Below are 15,943 nucleotides of genomic sequence, written 5' to 3' on the forward strand. Positions count from 1 at the left end.
GTCACTTGCCGAAGGCGTACGACGCCGCGTCTTCCTCATCGGTCTTCGCGGGCGGCGGCGTGGCGCCGTCCTCCAGCAGCTCCGCCTGGGTCAGTCCCCTGGTCAGTTCCAGGGCCTGGCGTTCGAACAGGCGGCGGTACAGTCCGCCCTTCAAGCGGATCAACGCGTCGTGGCTGCCTTCTTCGATGACGCGGCCGTGGTCCATCACCAGCAGGCGGTCCAACGCGCGCACCGTGGACAGGCGGTGCGCCACCACCAGCGTGGTGCGGCCTTCCATCAGGCGGTCCATCGCGCGCTGGATCAGCACCTCGCTTTCGCTGTCCAGGCTGGACGTGGCTTCGTCCAGGATCAGGATGGGCGCGTCCGCCAGGAACGCCCGCGCGATCGCCACGCGTTGGCGTTCGCCGCCGGACAGCTTCACGCCGCGTTCGCCCACCAGCGTCTCGTAGCCCTTGGGCAGCGACATGATGAAGTCATGCGCGCTGGCCAGCCGGGCCGCCTGCTCGATCTCGGCCTGCGTGGCGCCGGGCCGGGCGTAGGCGATGTTCTCGGCCAGGGTCCGGTGAAACAGCACGGGCTCTTGCTGCACGATGGCGATCTGGCTGCGCAGGGACGCCTGCTTCACCTGGGCGATGTCCTGCCCGTCGATGGTGATGCGGCCGCCGTTCACGTCGTACAGGCGCTGGATCAGCTTGATGAACGTGGTCTTGCCGGATCCCGAGTGGCCCACCAGCCCGACGCGTTCGCCCGGCGCGATGCGCACCGAGAACTGTTCATACAGCGCCGTGTTGTGCGAACCATAGCGGAACGTCACGTCCTCGAAGCGGATCTCGCCGGCCGTCACCGTGATGGCGCCCGCGCCGGACCTGTCTTCCACGCCCAGCGGCTGCTTTTCCAGCGACACCAGTTCTTCCATGTCGTTGACCGAGCGCTGCAGGTTGCGGATATGCATGCCCACGTCGCGCAGATAGCCTTGCAGCACGAAGAACATCGCCAGCGTGAACGTGATGTCGCCCACGCTGGCCTGGTTGCGCGACCACAGCAACAGCGATGCGCCCAGGATGGCGGCCTGCATGGCCACCAGCATCGCGCCCTGGATGCCGCCGTTGAAGGTGGCGCGGACCCAGGTGCGGCGCGTGCGGCGGCGCCATTTGTCGATCACGCGGTCCAGCCGCGCTTCTTCGCGCGTTTCGGCGCCAAAGGCCTTGACCACCGCGTTGCAGCTCACGGCGTCGGCCAGCGCGCCGCCCATGCGCGTGTCCCAGGCATTGCCCAGCCGCGCCGCGGGCGCGACATAGCCCAGCGACAGCGCCGCCGTGACGGCGATGTACAGCACCGAGCCCAGGCCCACCACCAGCCCCATCAAGGGCCAGTGCGCGCCCAGCAAGGCGGTGGCGCCCACCAGCATCACGACGGACGGGAGCAGCGCTACCAGCAGCGTGTCGTTCAACAGGTCCACCGCCCACATGCCGCGCGTGATCTTGCGCACGGTGGAGCCGGCGAAACTGTTGGCATGCCAATCCGTGGAAAAGCGCTGCACGCGGTAGAAGGCATTGGAGGCGATGCCATTCATCATCTTCAAGGTGAACGTGATGATGTTCTGGAACACGGCCTGGCGCAGCAGGGTGCCGCCCACGCCCAGCGCCACCAGCAGCCAGAAGGCCGTGATGGCGGCGTTCCAGGCGAGCTGGTCGCCCGCGGCGCCGGACGCCACGGCGTCGACCAGACGGCCGGCGTACATCGGGGTCAGCACATCCGCCACCGCCGACAGCAGCGCCAGCGCCACGATGACCACGATGCGCAGCGGTTGCCGGCCCCAATAGCGGAAGGTAAAGCCCAGGACGTCCTTGAAGGCCTGTCCTCGAAAGTCGATTTTTTTTCTAGCCATTGCGATGGCCTGGCGGCACAAGACACGCCAGGATGTCCTTGTGAGGAAAGAAGGGAAAACAAGCCGTGTGCCTGTCAGGCACCAGCGATTGCGTTCAGGGGTTCAGGCGGGCGCGGAGGACCAGTCGCCAGATAGAAAGCTGGCGATGGGTCCGCGCGGGCGACGACTTAATGGCGTCGCGGAGACACGCGCGGGATGGCGTTGAGCATGGGATACATCATCATGCGCCTCCCTATCGGTGGGTGAGGAAATGAAGCGGGGAAATGGAGCGGGGAAATGAAATGGGCACAGGCCCGAATTGCTGATTCTATAGAAGTGATGTAGCGGAATCAACGGCCGGTGCGAGGCGGACCGCGCGTCCTGTCGGTTTTTTTCAACGCGGCCCGGCCTGGCGCGGCCCGGCCTGACGCGGCCCGGCCCGATGACACGCGCACGCGGCGCGTGCGCGTCATTCTCAATGTACGCCGCCGGACAGATACGCCGCGCCGCTGGCCGCGTAGCCGCCTTGATGGCTGGCCAGGCGCGCATAGGCGCCTTGCCTGCGCAAGAGCTGATCGTGCGTGCCGGCTTCCGCCAGCGTTCCGCGGTCCAGCACCAGGATCAGGTCCGCGTCGCGGATGGTGGACAGGCGATGCGCGATGACCAGCGTGGTCCGGTGGCGCATCAGCACGTCCAGCGCGCCGCGCACCTGCATTTCAGACAAGGTGTCCAGGTGCGAGGTGGCTTCGTCCAGGATCAGCACGGGCGCATTCTTCAGGAAGGCCCGCGCAATAGAGATGCGCTGGCGCTGGCCGCCCGAAAGCTGCATGCCGCGTTCGCCCACGCGCGTCGCCAGCCCGTCGGGCAGGCTCTTCACGAAGTCCGCCAGCGCCGCCTGTTCCAGCGCGCGCGCCAGGTCCTCGCGGCTGGCCTCGGGGCGCGCGAGCCGGATGTTGCCTTCCAGCGTATCGTTGAACAGATAGGTGTCCTGTGTCACCAGCGCCACCCGTTCGCGCAATCCGTCGAGCCGGAGCTGGCGCACGTCCACGCCGTCCAGCTTCACCGCGCCCTGGCGCGGATCCCAGAAGCGCAGAAGCAGGCTGGCCACGGTGCTCTTGCCCGCGCCGGAGGCGCCCACGATCGCCACGGTGGCGCCGGCGGGGGCCGTGAAGGTGAGGTCGCGCAAGGTGTCTTCGTTCTTGCCCGGATACGCGAAGCTGACGTGCTCGAACGCCAGCGACAGGCCGTGCGCGGCGACCGGCGCGGGAAGCGGGCCGTCCGCGACGGGCTCGGGCTCGTTGGCGACGACGTGCAGGCGGCGCGTGGCGGCAATGGTGTCCGCCAGTTGCCGGCTGACCTGCGAGATCTCCGACACCGGAAGAAAGGTGGCCAGCGCGATCAGCACCAGCAGCGGCAGCATGCTGGCCGACAGTGCGCCGGCCTGGACCTGCAGGGCGCCGACGACCGCCACGGCCAGGCCGCCCAGGCCCATGGCGACCTCGAACCAGGCGGTCTGACGCGACAGGTCGCGCAGGATATCCAGGCGCCGCTCGCGGTAGCGGCTGGCCACCTTCATGAACTGGTCGCGGCGGCGGCCGGTGGCCTGGAAGGCGGTCAGGTCGGCCAGGCCCTGGATGGTGTCGGTGGTGTGGGCGCTCATTTCTCCCAGCGCCTCGCGCGCCTTGTCGCCCAGGGTGTCGATCTTGCGGCGGCCGCGCAGCGGCGACACCAGCGCGTAGGCCAGGAAGGGCAGCAGCGCCAGCGCGACCGGCCAACTGTAGAAGCCCAGGAACCCCAGCACGGACAGCGGCACCAGCACCGATACGATGGCCGGCGCGATGGTGTGCGCATAGAAGTACTCCACCATCTCCACGTCCTGCGTGGCCAGCGCGACCAGGTCGCCGGAACGCCGCTGCAGCAGGTAGGCCGGAGCCAGGCGTTCGAGCTTGTCATAGAGCTTGACGCGCATGTCGGCCAGCAACTGGTAGGCCATGGCGTGCGCCAGCCAGGACTCCAGCCAATGGAACAGCGCGGCCAGCGGCGCCGCGATCAGAAGGCCCGCGACCAGCGCCGATATGTCGCGGCCGTCGCGGATGGCGGCGACGATCAGCGCGCTGAACACACCCACGCCGATGAAGGCGGCCACGCGCGCCACACCGAGCAGGATGGTGGCGGCAAGGGTGCCGCGCCACGGGCGCACCACCGACAGCAGGGTGCCCAGCGTGGCGCGCCAGCCGACCTGGCCGGCGTCGGCGTCCAGCGGACGCAGGGTCGGACCTGGGCCGCCGCTGTCGTCCGCCGCGGCGGCCGGCGCATTCGCCGCCGCGACGGCGCCCTGGGACGGCGGCACGGCAAGCGGTGCGCCCGCCGACGGGTTCCGGTGCGCCGCGGCCTGCTCGTGCATCAGGCGGTAATACAGTCCGTGCTGGCGCATCAGTTCCGCATGAGCACCGGCTTCGGCCACGCGTCCCTGATCCAGCACCAGGATGCGATCGGCGCCGATCACGCTGGCCAGGCGGTGGGCCAGGATCAGCGTCGTGCGGCCGGCCATCAGGCGGTCCAGCGCCTGCTGGATCAGCGCCTCGTTCTCGGTGTCCACCGACGACAGCGCTTCGTCCAGGATCAGGATGGGCGCATCGCGCAACAGGGCGCGGGCGATCGCCACGCGCTGGCGCTGGCCCCCGGAAAGCTGCAGCCCGCGTTCGCCGATGCGCGTGGCGTAGCCGTCCGGCAGCGCCATGATGAAGTCGTCGATATTCGCGGCGCGGGCGGCGGCGCGCACCTGCTCGTGGGTGGCATCGGGCCGGCCCAGCCGCAGGTTGTCGTCGATGGTGCCGTGGAACAGCGTGATGTCCTGGCTGACCAGCGCGATGTGCGAGAGCAGCGTCTGCGTGTCGAGCATGTTCACGTCGCGGCCGCCGACACGGATGACGCCGGCCTGCGGCACGCATTCGCGCAGCAGCAGGCGGACGATGGTGGATTTGCCCGCGCCGCTGGGGCCGACCACGCCGACCCGTTCGCCGGCCGCGATGCTGAAGGCCAGGCCGCGATGGGCGGGGCGCTCGGGCGTGTATGAAAAGGCGACGCCGTCGAAGTCGATGGTGGGCGACAGGCGGGCCTGGGCCGCGCTGCTGTTGTCCGGGCCACCTATGCCCGTGCCGCTTGCACCTGCGTCGGGCGCGGGGGTCAGCGGCCGGGCATCCATCAGGGCATGGATGCTGGCGGCGGCCGATTGGCCCAGCATGCCCCGGTGCAGCACCGAGCGCAGGTCGCGCAGCGGCCGGAAGATCTCGGTGCCGGCCATCAGCACGATCAGCAGCGCCTCTACGCTCATGTCGCCCGCGGCCACGCGCCAGGCGCCCAGGGTCAGCGCCAGCGCCGCGCCCAGGGCTACGCCCAGGTCGCTGACGCCGCGCGTCAGCAGGCTGACCGACAGCACCCAGAAGGTGTTGTCCGACAGGCTGCGCGCGCGGGCCGCCAGCCGTTCGCCCCAGGCCTTGCCCTGGCCATAGGACTTCAGCGTGGGCAGGCCTTGCACGGCGTCCAGGAAATCTTCGCCGAAATCATTGAGCGACCGCGTGCGCGCCAGGCTGGCGCGCCGGTCCAGCATGTGTACCGCCATCGGGCCGAAGAGCGCGAACAGGGCCGCGGCCAGGAAGACCAGCGCGGTCGGCACGTCCCAGAACGCGATCACGGCGAAGATCGCGAATGGCGCGGCCGCGGCGATCGCCACTTGCGGCAGGTACTGGCCGAAAAAGGTCTGCAATTGCTCGACGCCGTCCACCACCGTCAGCATGATGCCGCCGCTGCGCTGGTTGGCGAACCACGCGGGCCCCAGCGCCACGATGCGGTCATACAGTCTGGCGCGCAGCGTGTGCTGGATCGCGGCCGACGTGCGGTTCGCCTGCACGGTGCGCCAATGGTCGAAGAACGCTCGCAGCAGCACCATCGCGGCCACGCACAGCGCGGGCACGATCCAGTCCCGCCACGGCGCGCCGTCGAACACGCGGGCCAGCAGTTGGCCCAGAAAGACATAACGGGCGATGCCGGCCGCCAGGGCCAGCAAGCCCAGGAAGATGCCGCCCGCCATGCCGCCGCGCATGCCCAGCGTCAGCCGCCAGAGCCGTGAATCGAAATACATAGCAATTACTCCATCCAGAGGCTGCATGGTCACTGATACCGCGCCCACGCGAAAGCGATACTTTTTCAATCATGGGTTGAGATAAACTCAACCCATGGCCGACCTGCCCAACCGAACTCCGCCGCTCGCCGCCTTGCGCGCCTTTGAAGCCGTTGCCCGTCTGGGCAGCCTGAGCCGTGCCGCCGTGGAATTGAACGTCACCAAGAGCGCGGTAAGCCATCAGTTGCGCGCGCTGGAGGCCGACCTGGGCGTTTCGCTGCTGCGCCGGGGCGGCACGGTTCGGCGCGCCGAAACCACCGAAGCGGGCGCCGGGCTGCTGGCGTCCGTACAACAGGCCTTGACCCTATTGGAGGCAGCGTGCCGCAATGCGCGGGCCAGTGCGCGGGGCAGGCGCCGCTACACCCTGAACGTGTCCGCCAATCCGTCGCTGGCCGCCCTGTGGCTCGCGCCGCGCATTGGCCGGTTCATCGAACTGCATCCCGACATCGACATCCAGGTCTACCTGCATGCCAGCCAGGACCCGGCCTGGAAGAGTCAGAACATCGACCTGGCCTTCCTGCACGTGCGGGCGAAGGGACCGCACAACGCGGAGCCCGGCGACATCCCGCTCATGACCGAGACCGTCGTGCCGGTGTGCAGTCCCGCGCTGGTCGATCCGGCCGACCGCAACGATCCCCGCGTCTTCCTGCGCCACCGCTGGCTCGAGGAAAAGCACATCGACAGTCCCGAGACGGATTGGCGGACCTGGAGTCCGCGCCTGGGCCTGGCCGCAGCCGATTGGCAGGATCCGCTGGTGTTGAGCGGCCTGAGCACGGTCGCGGCCGCCGCGGCGGCGGGGGTGGGCATCGCGCTGGGACGCGCGCCGCTGGTGGACGAAGAGCTGGCCAGCGGCAGGCTCGTGGCGCTGATGCCTCAATTGCGCATGCCGGGGTCCTGGGGCTATGTCATGCGCATCCAGGCCAACCGGCCCATGGACGCGTCGCTGCCCGCGCTGGTGGAGTTCCTGGCCGAAGAGGGGCGCGGCACGGGCGCGTGGCAGGCCCAGGGCGCCGCCGCCGCTGGCGGACCGGGTATCGAAGAAACCAATGGGATTTCAAGGACGCCATGAAAACATTGCCGCGCGGAACCGCGCCAGCCTTTGCGCGGGTGCTTCCGCTGTTGTTGACCGCGTTGTTCGCCGCGTTCGTCGCCCCGGCCCAGGCCCAGCCGCCGGCGCCTGCCGGCGCGCAGGCCAGCGAAGAGGCCGAGGCCCGGGCCCAGGGCGTGGCGCCGCCCGGCATGCCGTGCCAGGATTTTCTTCAGGCCCTGGGCAGGAAGCCGGACGGTGTCGAATACCTGGGATGCGAACGCCACGACGACCTGCAAGCCAGTCCCATGATCGCCCGCTACCAAGTGAGCGGCGTCCACGCGGCGGCGGCCGAAGCCTACCTGGGCAAGACCTTCGGCATGCCGCCGCTGGAATATGCCTGCTGCGGCTGGGGCTCAAGGCCGCATTCGTGGCGGGACGGGCCGGCGGGCCTGCAATACGGGCTGGGCATGGGAACCGAGGCGCGGCGCCATCCTCGCACGGATTGGGACCGGATTCCCAGCTTCGGCATCACGGTCACCCTGTACACCCAGATCATCTAGCAGGCATGCCGCCCGCCTAGTCGCTGGCCAGTTCCATGCTGCGCGTCACTTCTTCCTGCACGCGTTCCCAGATGGCCCGCTTCAATTCCACGAAGCGGGGCGACAGTTGCACGTCCGCGCTGCGCGGATGCGGCAGATCGTTCTGGATGTCCTGCACGATGCGCCCGGGCTTGGATCCCATGACCGCCATGCGGGTCGACAAGGTCAGCGCCTCGTCGATCGAGTGCGTGATGAAGACGATCGTCTTGCCGCTCTGCTCGTAGATCGACAGCAACTGTTCCTGCAGCACCTGGCGCGTCATCGCGTCCAGCGCGGCGAACGGTTCGTCGAACAGCATCACGTCCGGATCGTTGGCCAGTACGCGGGCAATCGACACGCGCTGCTTCATGCCGCCGGACAGCGCGTGGGGGTACTTGTCCGCCGCCTGCTTCAATCCCACCATGTCGATGAACTTGCGGGCGATCGGCGCGCGTTCCTGCCGCGACATGCCGCGCATCTTCAGGCCGAACTCCACGTTTTCCTGCACGGTCCGCCACGGGAACAGGGCGTACTGCTGGAACACCATGCCACAGGCGGCCGTCACGTCCGTGACCTGCCTGCCGTTGATCGAGACCGTGCCGGTGTTGGGCGTGATGAATCCCGCCATCAGATTCAGCAAGGTCGACTTGCCGCAGCCGGACGCGCCCAGCAGCACCAGGAATTCGCCGCGCCGGACCTCGAGGTTGACCTTGTCCAGCACGGGGACGTCGCCGTAAGCCTTGGAGACGTCCGCAAGCCGGATCATCGTATCGTTCATCGTTGCCATGCCAGCACCCATCGTTCAAGAAGCCGCAAACACAGATCGGTCACCAGCACGGTGAAACTGATCAGGACCATGCCCAGCACCACGGTATCGGTCTGGAAGAACTCCTTGCCGTTCATGATCATGAAGCCCAGGCCTTCCTTGGACGCCACCAGTTCGGCCGAGATCACGCAGGTCCACGACAGGCCCAGAATGATCTTCATGCCGGACAGGATCTGCGGCAGGCAGCCCGGAAACAGCACCTCGCGCATCACCTGCCAGCGGTTGGCGCCCAGGTTGCGCGCCGCGCGCACCAGCACCGGATCGATGCTGCGCGAGGCCTCCATCACGTACAGCAAGGCGGGCACGAAGGACCCCATGAACACGATGCTGTATTTCTGCGTTTCGGTGATGCCGAACCACAGCAGCGACAGCGGGATCCAGCTCATGGAGGGCAGTGGCCGCAGGAACGAGATGATGGGATCGAACACGGCGCGGGCCACCTTCGACGTGCCCAGCAGGATGCCCAGCGGAATGGCGACGATCACGGCGGCCAGAAAGCCCACCATGACCCGGCGCGTGGAAGCCAGCACGTTGTAGAACAGCGTGCCCTGATCGGACATGGACAGGGCGCGCGACAAAACCTGGGAGGGCGCGGGCAGGAAAATGGGATCGACCGCGCCGGCGCGGCACAGGCCTTCCCACAGCAGCAGAAAGCACAGAAGCGAAAACACGCTGATCCAGAGCAGGCGTGTTTCCCTTGAAGACGGACGCGTGGACATGAGCAGGCTGTCCCGGGCTTACAGGTACGAGGCCTGGACCCAGTCCTTGACGGCGGGCGCGCGGTCGATCTGCTTGAGCGACACCAGCATTTCGGCAAGTTTCTGCATGCCGTTGACGAAGTTGCCCGGGTCCACCATCAGCGCCTTCTGGTCCTCGGCCGAGTACCACTGCGTCTGCTTGATGACGGCAAGCTGGTCCGGCTTGGACAGGCCCGTCAGTTCCAGCAGCACGCCCGCGGCCTCGTCGGGCTGTCCGCTCAGCAGGGCGTTGGCCTGGAATATCGCCTGCAGGAACTTGCGCACGGCCTCCGGATTGTCCTTGCCCAGCCTGGCGTGCGTCAGCAGCACATCGGGGCCGGGCGTGATGGCGTACTGCTTGTAGAGCGAGAACGCCGTGTCGTCCAGCAGGACGCGGGTGCCGGGAACGGCCTTGATGCGGTCGAACGCCGGGGTCCAGGCCACGGCCGCGTCGACCTGGCCTCCCTGGTAGGCCGACAGCAGATTGGTGGCGGGCAGGTTGATGATGGAGACGTCGCGGTCTGGATTCATGCCCGCCTGGCGCAGCACGTCCAGCAGCAGCACGTGGGCGCTCGACGCGTAGGTCACGCCGATCTTCTTGCCCTTCAGGTCGGCCACCGACTTGACGTCGTCGCGCACCAGCACACCCTCGGCGCGGCCGAAGTTGTTGGGGGTGGCGATGACCTGGAACTGGCGCGCGCCGGCCGCCATCAGCGCCAGCGACGACACCACGCCGGTGCCGGCCAGGTCTATGTTGCCGGCCATCACCGCGCTCATGCGGTCGGAGGATGTGGCGAAGCTCTGCCACTTGATGTCCAGGCCCTGCTTGGCGAAGAGGCCCGTCTTCATGGCGATGTAGGCCGAGTAGTGGCCCAGCCAGGCCGAGCCGCCATAGGTGTACGACGCGTTGGCGGCACGGCCTATCATCGGAAAGCCCAGGGCGCTTGCGCCCGCGACGGCAGCGGTGCGCACCAGCATGGCGCGGCGATTCATGTTCATATTTTTCCCCTACTTGAATGTAGATTGACCGATAGATTCCATGTCGCCGGCACTCTGGGGTGCGGCAGACAAGACTTTCGCCCGAGCGCCTGGCGGCGGCATGAATATAAGGAGCGGCGATGGTCAACATCAGCGGCGCTTAAGAGCCGCGCTTCAGGCAGGGGGGACGGAATGGGCCGCGTCAGGGGTGCGGCCCATCCCCCGCCTGGTCTCTTCAGATGCCCTGTCCGCCGGACACTTCGATGCGCTGGGCGTTGACCCAGCGGTTGTCCTCGGACAGCAGGCTGGCGATCATCGGCCCGATGTCGTCGGCCACGCCGACGCGGCCCAGCGCGGTCATGGCCGCGAAGTGCTGGTTGAATTCCGGCGTGTCGCGCACGGCGCCGCCAAGGAAATCGGTCTCGATCGCCCCGGGCGCCACGGCGTTGACGGCGATTCTGCGGTGTCCGAGCTCTTTGGCCAGATAGACCGTCAGCACCTCGATGGCGCCCTTGGCCGCGGCATAGGCCGACCAGCCCGGCGCCGATACCCGCGTCAGGCCGGTGGACAGGTTCACGATGCGGCCGCCGTCGGCCAGCAGCGGCAACAGGCTCTGCGTCAGGAAGAACACCCCCTTGAAATGCACGTTGACCAGCTTGTCGAACGCCGCTTCCGTCATGTCGGCGATCGGCGCCACATCGCCATGCCCCGCGTTGTTGACGAGATGATCAAAGGTGCCGCGCTGCCAGGTTTGGCCAAGTGCGGCCTTCAGCCGATCGACGAAGTCCGGAAAGGCGGCGACGTCGCCCGCATCGAGTTGCAGCGCGACGGCCTTGCGGCCAAGCCGCGTGATTTCGCCGACGGCTTCCCTGGCTTGCGCTTCGCGGCTCTGGTAAGTGAGGATGACGTCATGGCCCTTGCCCGCGATGGCAAGGGCGGTATTGCGGCCCAGGCCTCGGCTCGAACCCGTGACGAGAGAAATCTTGCTCATGGAGCGGCTCCTTGATGACGGTGGATGAGGCGTCCATTCTGTGGCGTGGGCGGCGGATCGCCTTTGCCTGAACGGTGGAGTTGTTGGCCTGATCCTCCGAAGTGCTGTTCCCGCTGTTCCCGCCCGCCCGGAAGCCATTACGATTGCTCCGTGGAAAACCATCGCGATCCCTACGTATGAATGACACATTGCTGGCGGCCGTCAGCCGCTGCGCCCAGGCGCATGCCAACCCGGGCGGCGTGGCACAAACCTCCATTCCCGGCCTGGTTGTCATTCGAGCGACCCGGCCCAGCGGCCTGGATCATGCGATCTCGCGGCCGCTTGTGTGCCTTGTGCTGCAAGGGGGCAAGCGCGTGGCGCTGGGGGCGCAAACCTTCAATTTCACGGCCGGCGATTCGCTGCTGATCACGGCGGATGTGCCCACGGTCAGCCAGATCACGCGCGCCAGTTCGGCATTGCCCTATTTCTCGCTGGTCCTGGAGCTGGATCTGGCGGTGATCGCGGAACTGGCCCTGGAAATGAAGCCGGGACCGGTCGACCCCGGCCAGCCGGTGCGGATGGAACAGACCGACACCGAGGTTGCCGATGCAGCCCTTCGGCTGCTGCGCTTGACCGAACGCCCCGCGGCGCTGCCCGTGCTGCAGGCGCAGCTCGTCCGCGAAATGCACTATTGGCTGCTGGCCGGCCGGCACGGCCAGGCAATCCGCCAGCTAGGCTGGCCGGGGGGGAGGGCCGAACGGGTCGCCCGCGCCGTGGCGCTGCTGCGGGCCGATTTTGCACAATCGCTGCCGATGGAACGCCTGGCCGCGGTCGCGGGAATGAGCCCATCCTCGTTCTATCAGCACTTCCGGTCGGCGACCTCGCTGTCGCCGCTGCAGTTCCAGAAGCAATTGCGCCTGATCGAGGCCCGCCGGCTCATGACCGCGGAAGGCTCGTCGGCCAGCAGCGCCGCGTTTGCGGTGGGCTATGAAAGCGTCCAGCAATTCACCCGGGAATACCGGCGGATGTTCGGCCTGCCGCCGGGCAAGGACACCGATGCGGTAAAGAGCGCCGTCAGCGCGCTTTCCTGAATGGCGCTCGCGGCGCGCTTTTATTAAATATTCGCGCCGCTTATATTGCGGCGGCTCCGAAATGCCGGGTCCACACTCGCGGCAATTGTCCTTGGAGCCTAGTCGTGAAAAGTTATGACGTGATCGTGGTGGGTGCCGGCGTGATCGGCAGTTCGGTGGCCTTTCACCTGGCCGAGCTGGGTGCGAAGAATGTGCTGGTGCTGGACCGGGAAACCATCGGCGCGGGCACCACGTCGCAGTCTTCCGGCATCCTGCGCACGCACTATTCCGTGCGCGAGAACGTGGACCTGGCCCAGCGTTCCTGGAGCGTGTTCAACAATTTCGCCAGCTATCTGGGCGACGAGGAGGCCTCCTGCGGCCTGGTCAAATGCGGCTATCTCATCACCGCGGCCGACAACGACAAGCTGGAGCCCCTGCGCGGCGCGCTGGCGCAGCAGCAGGCCCAAGGCATCGCGCTGGAGCTGCTGGACGCCGCGCAGGCGCGCGACCTGCTGCCCATCGCGTCCTTCGACAACGCCGCCCTGATCGGCTATGAACCCGAGGCCGGCTTCGCCGACGCCTACCTGGTGGCCACCAGCTTTGCGCGCGGCGCCCGCCGCCGCGGCGTCACCATCCGCGAAAACGTCAACGTCCAGCGCCTGCTGGTGGAAAACGGCCGCGTGACCGGCGTGTCCACCTCCGAAGGCGACTACGCCAGCCCGCTGGTCATCAGCACCCAGAACATCTGGACGCGGGAACTGGCCGGCTGGACCGGCGTCGCCATGCCCGTGGTGCCCGAGCGCCACGCCGTGCTGGCGCTGGAATGCGCCGCCGCTCCCTATACCTATTCGATGCCCGTCTTCAAGGACCTGGCCTCGCCCGGCATGCTGTATTGCCGCAGCTATGGCGGCAACCAGATGCTGGTGAGCGAAGGCGTCGTCGGTGAAATGCTGCAGAAGAGCGACGCCGAGCAGGGCGATATCCCGCTGGACTACGTGGCCGAGGTCGGCGCGCAGGTCGCCGAGCGCTTCCCGGCCTACGAGACCGCGGGCCTGGCCTCGTCCTGGACCGGGGTGTACGACGTGACGCCCGACTGGAACCCCGTGCTGGGGCGCGTGGCCGGCGTCGACGGGCTGATCGTGGGATTCGGGTTCTCGGGCCACGGCTTCAAGCTGTCGCCGACCGTGGGCCGCGTGCTGGCGCAGGAGGCGCTGGGGCTGGCGACCGACGTGTCGCTCAAGCCCTATGAGCTGGGCCGTTTCCAGCGCGGCGCGCTGCTGACCGGGAAGTACGGCCTTGGCGCGGTGTCCTGATCCTGGCGCTGTGCAACGCGCAAGCTGGCTGGCGCTGCCGCCCGAGCCCTGGAAGAACGGCGGGGGCGTCACGCGGACGCTGGCGGCGGATGCCGCGGGGCGCTGGCGCGTCAGCATCGCCGACATCGACCGCGACGGGCCGTACTCCCGGTTTCCCGGCTATGACCGCGTGTCGGTCGTGCTGTCGGGCCAGGGCGTGGCGCTGCGCGGGGAGGGCGTGGCGGTGTCGTTGCGGCCCCGCGTGCCCGCGCTGTTCGCCGGCGACGAGGTGCTGCGGTCCCGCCTGGCGGGCGGGCCGGTGCGCGTGCTGAATCTTTTTGTCCAGCGCGGCCTGGCGCGGGCCCGCGTCGCTTGCCTGGGCGCGGAGGGCGATGCCCGTGTCGCCGGTTCATTGGCGGATGCGGCGGGCGAGTGTATTGCCACGCGCCTGGTCGTGGCCGTGGAGGCGTGCCGTTTTCGCGGCGCGCCGCCGGGCAACGAGTGGGAGCTGGCGGCGGGCGAATTCGCGCTGGGGCCGGGCGACGGCGATGCGTTGGACGGCCCCGAAGGCCTATCGCGGTCCGGCGCGTTCCTTGCGGCATCGATGCACGGTTTCGCGGTAAGCCTGGACATCGCCGTGCAGGCGCCGGGCTTGCGCTGATCGATCTACACCCGTCCATGCGCCGCGCAGGCGTTGGACGGCTTTGATTCCTTTTAATCAGGAGCATTTCCATGAAGGTGATCGCCGCGGTCAAGCGCGTGGTTGACTACAACGTCAAGGTGCGCGTCAAGGCCGACCAGAGCGGCGTGGACATCGGCAACGTCAAGATGTCCATGAATCCATTCGACGAGATCGCCGTCGAGGCGGCCGTGCGCTTGAAAGAGCAGGGCGCCGCCGCCGAAGTGGTGGCGGTGTCCTGCGGCACGGCGCAGTCGCAGGAGACGCTGCGCACCGCGCTGGCCATCGGCGCCGACCGTGGCGTGCTGGTGCAGACGGACGCCGCGCTGCAGCCGCTGGCGGTCGCCAAGCTGCTGCGCGCCGTGGTGCAAAAGGAGGTGCCCGCGCTGGTCATCCTGGGCAAGCAGGCCATCGACGACGACGCCTGCCAGACCGGCCAGATGCTGGCGGCCCTGCTGGGCTGGCCGCAGGCCACCAACGCCAGCGCCATCGAGATCGGCGCCGGCACGGCGCGCGTCACCCGCGAGGTGGACGGCGGCCTGGAAGTGGTGGAACTGACGCTGCCCGCCGTGGTCACGGCCGACCTGCGCCTGAACGAGCCGCGCTACGTCACCTTGCCCAACATCATGAAGGCCAAGAAGAAGCCCGTGGATATCGAGACGCCGGAAGGCCTGGGCGTGGACCCCGTGTCCCGCCTGGAGACGCTGCGGGTGGAAGAGCCGGCGGCGCGCGCGGCCGGCGTGAAGGTCGCCGACGTGGCCGCGCTGGTCGACAAACTGAAGAACGAAGCCAAGGTGATCTGATGACAGTCCTAGTTATTGCCGAACACGACAATCAGGCGCTCAACGGCGCCACGCTCAACGCCATCGCGGCCGCCGCGACGCTCGGCATGCCGGTACACGTGCTGGTGGCGGGCGGCCAGGCGCAGGCCGCGGCCGCGGCGGCGGCGCGCGTCGCGGGCGTGGAGCAGGTGCTGCTGGCGCAGGCGCCGCAGTTGGCCGACGGGCTGGCGGAGAACCTGGCGGCGCAGGCCGTGGCGGTGTCCGCCGGCTATACGCATCTGTTCGTGGCCGCCACCGCCCACGGCAAGAGCGTGGCGCCGCGCATCGCGGCGCTTCTGGATGTGGAACAGGTGTCGGACGTGATCGACGTGCTGGCGCCCGACACATTCAAGCGCCCCATCTATGCGGGCAACGCGATCGCCACCGTGAAAAGCGGCTATCCGGTGGTGGTGGCGACGATACGTCCGACGGCCTTCGATGCCGTGGCCGCCGAGGGTGGCAGCGCGCGGATCGAAACGGTCGAGGCGGTGGCGGGCGCGGGCCTGTCGCGTTTCGTCAGCCGCGAAATCGCGGTGTCCGAACGCCCCGAACTGGGCGGCGCGCGCGCGGTGGTGTCGGGCGGCCGCGGGCTGGGCAGCGCGGATAACTTCAAACTGCTGGACCCGCTGGCCGCAAAGCTGGGCGCGGCGCTCGGCGCCTCGCGCGCCGCGGTGGACGCGGGCTACGCGCCGAACGACTGGCAGGTCGGCCAGACCGGCAAGATCGTCGCGCCAGCGCTGTACGTGGCGGTCGGGATCTCGGGCGCCATCCAGCATCTGGCCGGCATGAAGGATTCGAAGGTCATCGTCGCCATCAACAAGGACGGCGACGCGCCGATCTTCGGCGTGGCGGACTACGGCCTGGTCGGCGATCTGTTCGAGGCCGTGCCGGCCTTGACGGCCGCGCTGCCCTGAT

General features: G+C 68.3%; 13 protein-coding genes. 7 read left to right on the plus strand and 6 right to left on the minus strand.

Annotated elements, in window-relative coordinates; translation table 11 throughout:
- Position 1: 1 nt before the first annotated feature.
- Together ASE30_RS22655 and cydC are read right to left on the minus strand one after the other, a co-directional pair.
- Entirely contained in the window at positions 2-1,888 is a 1,887-nt protein-coding gene (locus tag ASE30_RS22655) for an ABC transporter ATP-binding protein (protein ID WP_057286521.1), read from the minus strand.
- 454 nt (positions 1,889-2,342) lie between these two features.
- On the minus strand, positions 2,343-6,008 hold the full coding sequence (cydC, locus tag ASE30_RS22660) for a thiol reductant ABC exporter subunit CydC (RefSeq protein ID WP_057286522.1): 3,666 nt from the start codon (positions 6,006-6,008) through the stop codon (positions 2,343-2,345).
- 94 nt (positions 6,009-6,102) lie between these two features.
- Here cydC and ASE30_RS22665 point away from each other — a divergent pair, with 94 nt between their 5' ends.
- Both ASE30_RS22665 and ASE30_RS22670 read left to right on the plus strand, forming a co-directional pair.
- Positions 6,103-7,116: a LysR substrate-binding domain-containing protein gene (locus tag ASE30_RS22665; RefSeq protein WP_057286523.1), complete on the plus strand. Its 1,014-nt coding sequence runs from the start codon at positions 6,103-6,105 to the stop codon at positions 7,114-7,116.
- On the plus strand, positions 7,113-7,637 hold the full coding sequence (locus ASE30_RS22670) for a DUF4952 domain-containing protein (protein WP_082601688.1): 525 nt from the start codon (positions 7,113-7,115) through the stop codon (positions 7,635-7,637). Before ASE30_RS22665 ends, ASE30_RS22670 begins: the two co-directional genes overlap by 4 nt.
- Positions 7,638-7,653: 16 nt before the next feature.
- On the opposite strand, the gene ASE30_RS22675 is transcribed toward ASE30_RS22670, so the two are convergent.
- The 4 genes from ASE30_RS22675 to ASE30_RS22690 all read right to left on the minus strand — a co-directional run bounded on the left by ASE30_RS22675 (position 7,654) and on the right by ASE30_RS22690 (position 11,187).
- A complete protein-coding gene (locus ASE30_RS22675) occupies positions 7,654-8,442 on the minus strand; it encodes an ABC transporter ATP-binding protein (protein WP_057286525.1) in 789 nt (262 codons plus the stop codon).
- Positions 8,430-9,200: an ABC transporter permease gene (locus tag ASE30_RS22680; RefSeq protein ID WP_057286526.1), complete on the minus strand. Its 771-nt coding sequence runs from the start codon at positions 9,198-9,200 to the stop codon at positions 8,430-8,432. Before ASE30_RS22680 ends, ASE30_RS22675 begins: the two co-directional genes overlap by 13 nt.
- A gap of 18 nt (positions 9,201-9,218) precedes the next feature.
- The gene (locus ASE30_RS22685) at positions 9,219-10,217 is read right to left on the minus strand and encodes an aliphatic sulfonate ABC transporter substrate-binding protein (protein WP_057286527.1); all 999 of its coding nucleotides are present in this window, start codon (positions 10,215-10,217) and stop codon (positions 9,219-9,221) included.
- Positions 10,218-10,431: 214 nt separating this feature from the next.
- On the minus strand, positions 10,432-11,187 hold the full coding sequence (locus ASE30_RS22690) for an SDR family NAD(P)-dependent oxidoreductase (RefSeq protein WP_057286528.1): 756 nt from the start codon (positions 11,185-11,187) through the stop codon (positions 10,432-10,434).
- 176 nt (positions 11,188-11,363) lie between these two features.
- Here ASE30_RS22690 and ASE30_RS22695 point away from each other — a divergent pair, with 176 nt between their 5' ends.
- From ASE30_RS22695 to ASE30_RS22715, 5 genes are all read left to right on the plus strand, one after another.
- A complete protein-coding gene (locus tag ASE30_RS22695) occupies positions 11,364-12,257 on the plus strand; it encodes an AraC family transcriptional regulator (protein WP_057286529.1) in 894 nt (297 codons plus the stop codon).
- Between the two features lie 104 nt (positions 12,258-12,361).
- The gene (locus ASE30_RS22700) at positions 12,362-13,549 is read left to right on the plus strand and encodes an FAD-binding oxidoreductase (RefSeq protein WP_057286530.1); all 1,188 of its coding nucleotides are present in this window, start codon (positions 12,362-12,364) and stop codon (positions 13,547-13,549) included.
- Positions 13,550-13,559: 10 nt separating this feature from the next.
- A complete protein-coding gene (locus ASE30_RS22705; RefSeq protein WP_156407736.1) occupies positions 13,560-14,189 on the plus strand; it encodes a HutD family protein in 630 nt (209 codons plus the stop codon).
- 71 nt (positions 14,190-14,260) lie between these two features.
- On the plus strand, positions 14,261-15,010 hold the full coding sequence (locus ASE30_RS22710; protein ID WP_057286532.1) for an electron transfer flavoprotein subunit beta/FixA family protein: 750 nt from the start codon (positions 14,261-14,263) through the stop codon (positions 15,008-15,010).
- Positions 15,010-15,942: an FAD-binding protein gene (locus ASE30_RS22715; RefSeq protein WP_057286533.1), complete on the plus strand. Its 933-nt coding sequence runs from the start codon at positions 15,010-15,012 to the stop codon at positions 15,940-15,942. Before ASE30_RS22710 ends, ASE30_RS22715 begins: the two co-directional genes overlap by 1 nt.
- Position 15,943: the final 1 nt, after the last annotated feature.

Origin of the sequence: Achromobacter sp. Root83 (assembly GCF_001428845.1) — a bacterium.
Lineage (GTDB): Bacteria > Pseudomonadota > Gammaproteobacteria > Burkholderiales > Burkholderiaceae_B > Achromobacter.

Excerpts from the sequence above, each read along its gene's own strand:
- ASE30_RS22715 (WP_057286533.1), top strand. The coding sequence starts at position 15,010 with ATGACAGTCCTAGTTATTGCCGAACACGACAATCAGGCGCTCAACGGC.
- cydC (WP_057286522.1), bottom strand. The coding sequence starts at position 6,008 with ATGTATTTCGATTCACGGCTCTGGCGGCTGACGCTGGGCATGCGCGGC.
- ASE30_RS22655 (WP_057286521.1), bottom strand. The coding sequence starts at position 1,888 with ATGGCTAGAAAAAAAATCGACTTTCGAGGACAGGCCTTCAAGGACGTC.
- ASE30_RS22680 (WP_057286526.1), bottom strand. The coding sequence starts at position 9,200 with ATGTCCACGCGTCCGTCTTCAAGGGAAACACGCCTGCTCTGGATCAGC.
- ASE30_RS22665 (WP_057286523.1), top strand. The coding sequence starts at position 6,103 with ATGGCCGACCTGCCCAACCGAACTCCGCCGCTCGCCGCCTTGCGCGCC.
- ASE30_RS22670 (WP_082601688.1), top strand. The coding sequence starts at position 7,113 with ATGAAAACATTGCCGCGCGGAACCGCGCCAGCCTTTGCGCGGGTGCTT.
- ASE30_RS22685 (WP_057286527.1), bottom strand. The coding sequence starts at position 10,217 with ATGAACATGAATCGCCGCGCCATGCTGGTGCGCACCGCTGCCGTCGCG.
- ASE30_RS22690 (WP_057286528.1), bottom strand. The coding sequence starts at position 11,187 with ATGAGCAAGATTTCTCTCGTCACGGGTTCGAGCCGAGGCCTGGGCCGC.
- ASE30_RS22675 (WP_057286525.1), bottom strand. The coding sequence starts at position 8,442 with ATGGCAACGATGAACGATACGATGATCCGGCTTGCGGACGTCTCCAAG.
- ASE30_RS22710 (WP_057286532.1), top strand. The coding sequence starts at position 14,261 with ATGAAGGTGATCGCCGCGGTCAAGCGCGTGGTTGACTACAACGTCAAG.
- ASE30_RS22695 (WP_057286529.1), top strand. The coding sequence starts at position 11,364 with ATGAATGACACATTGCTGGCGGCCGTCAGCCGCTGCGCCCAGGCGCAT.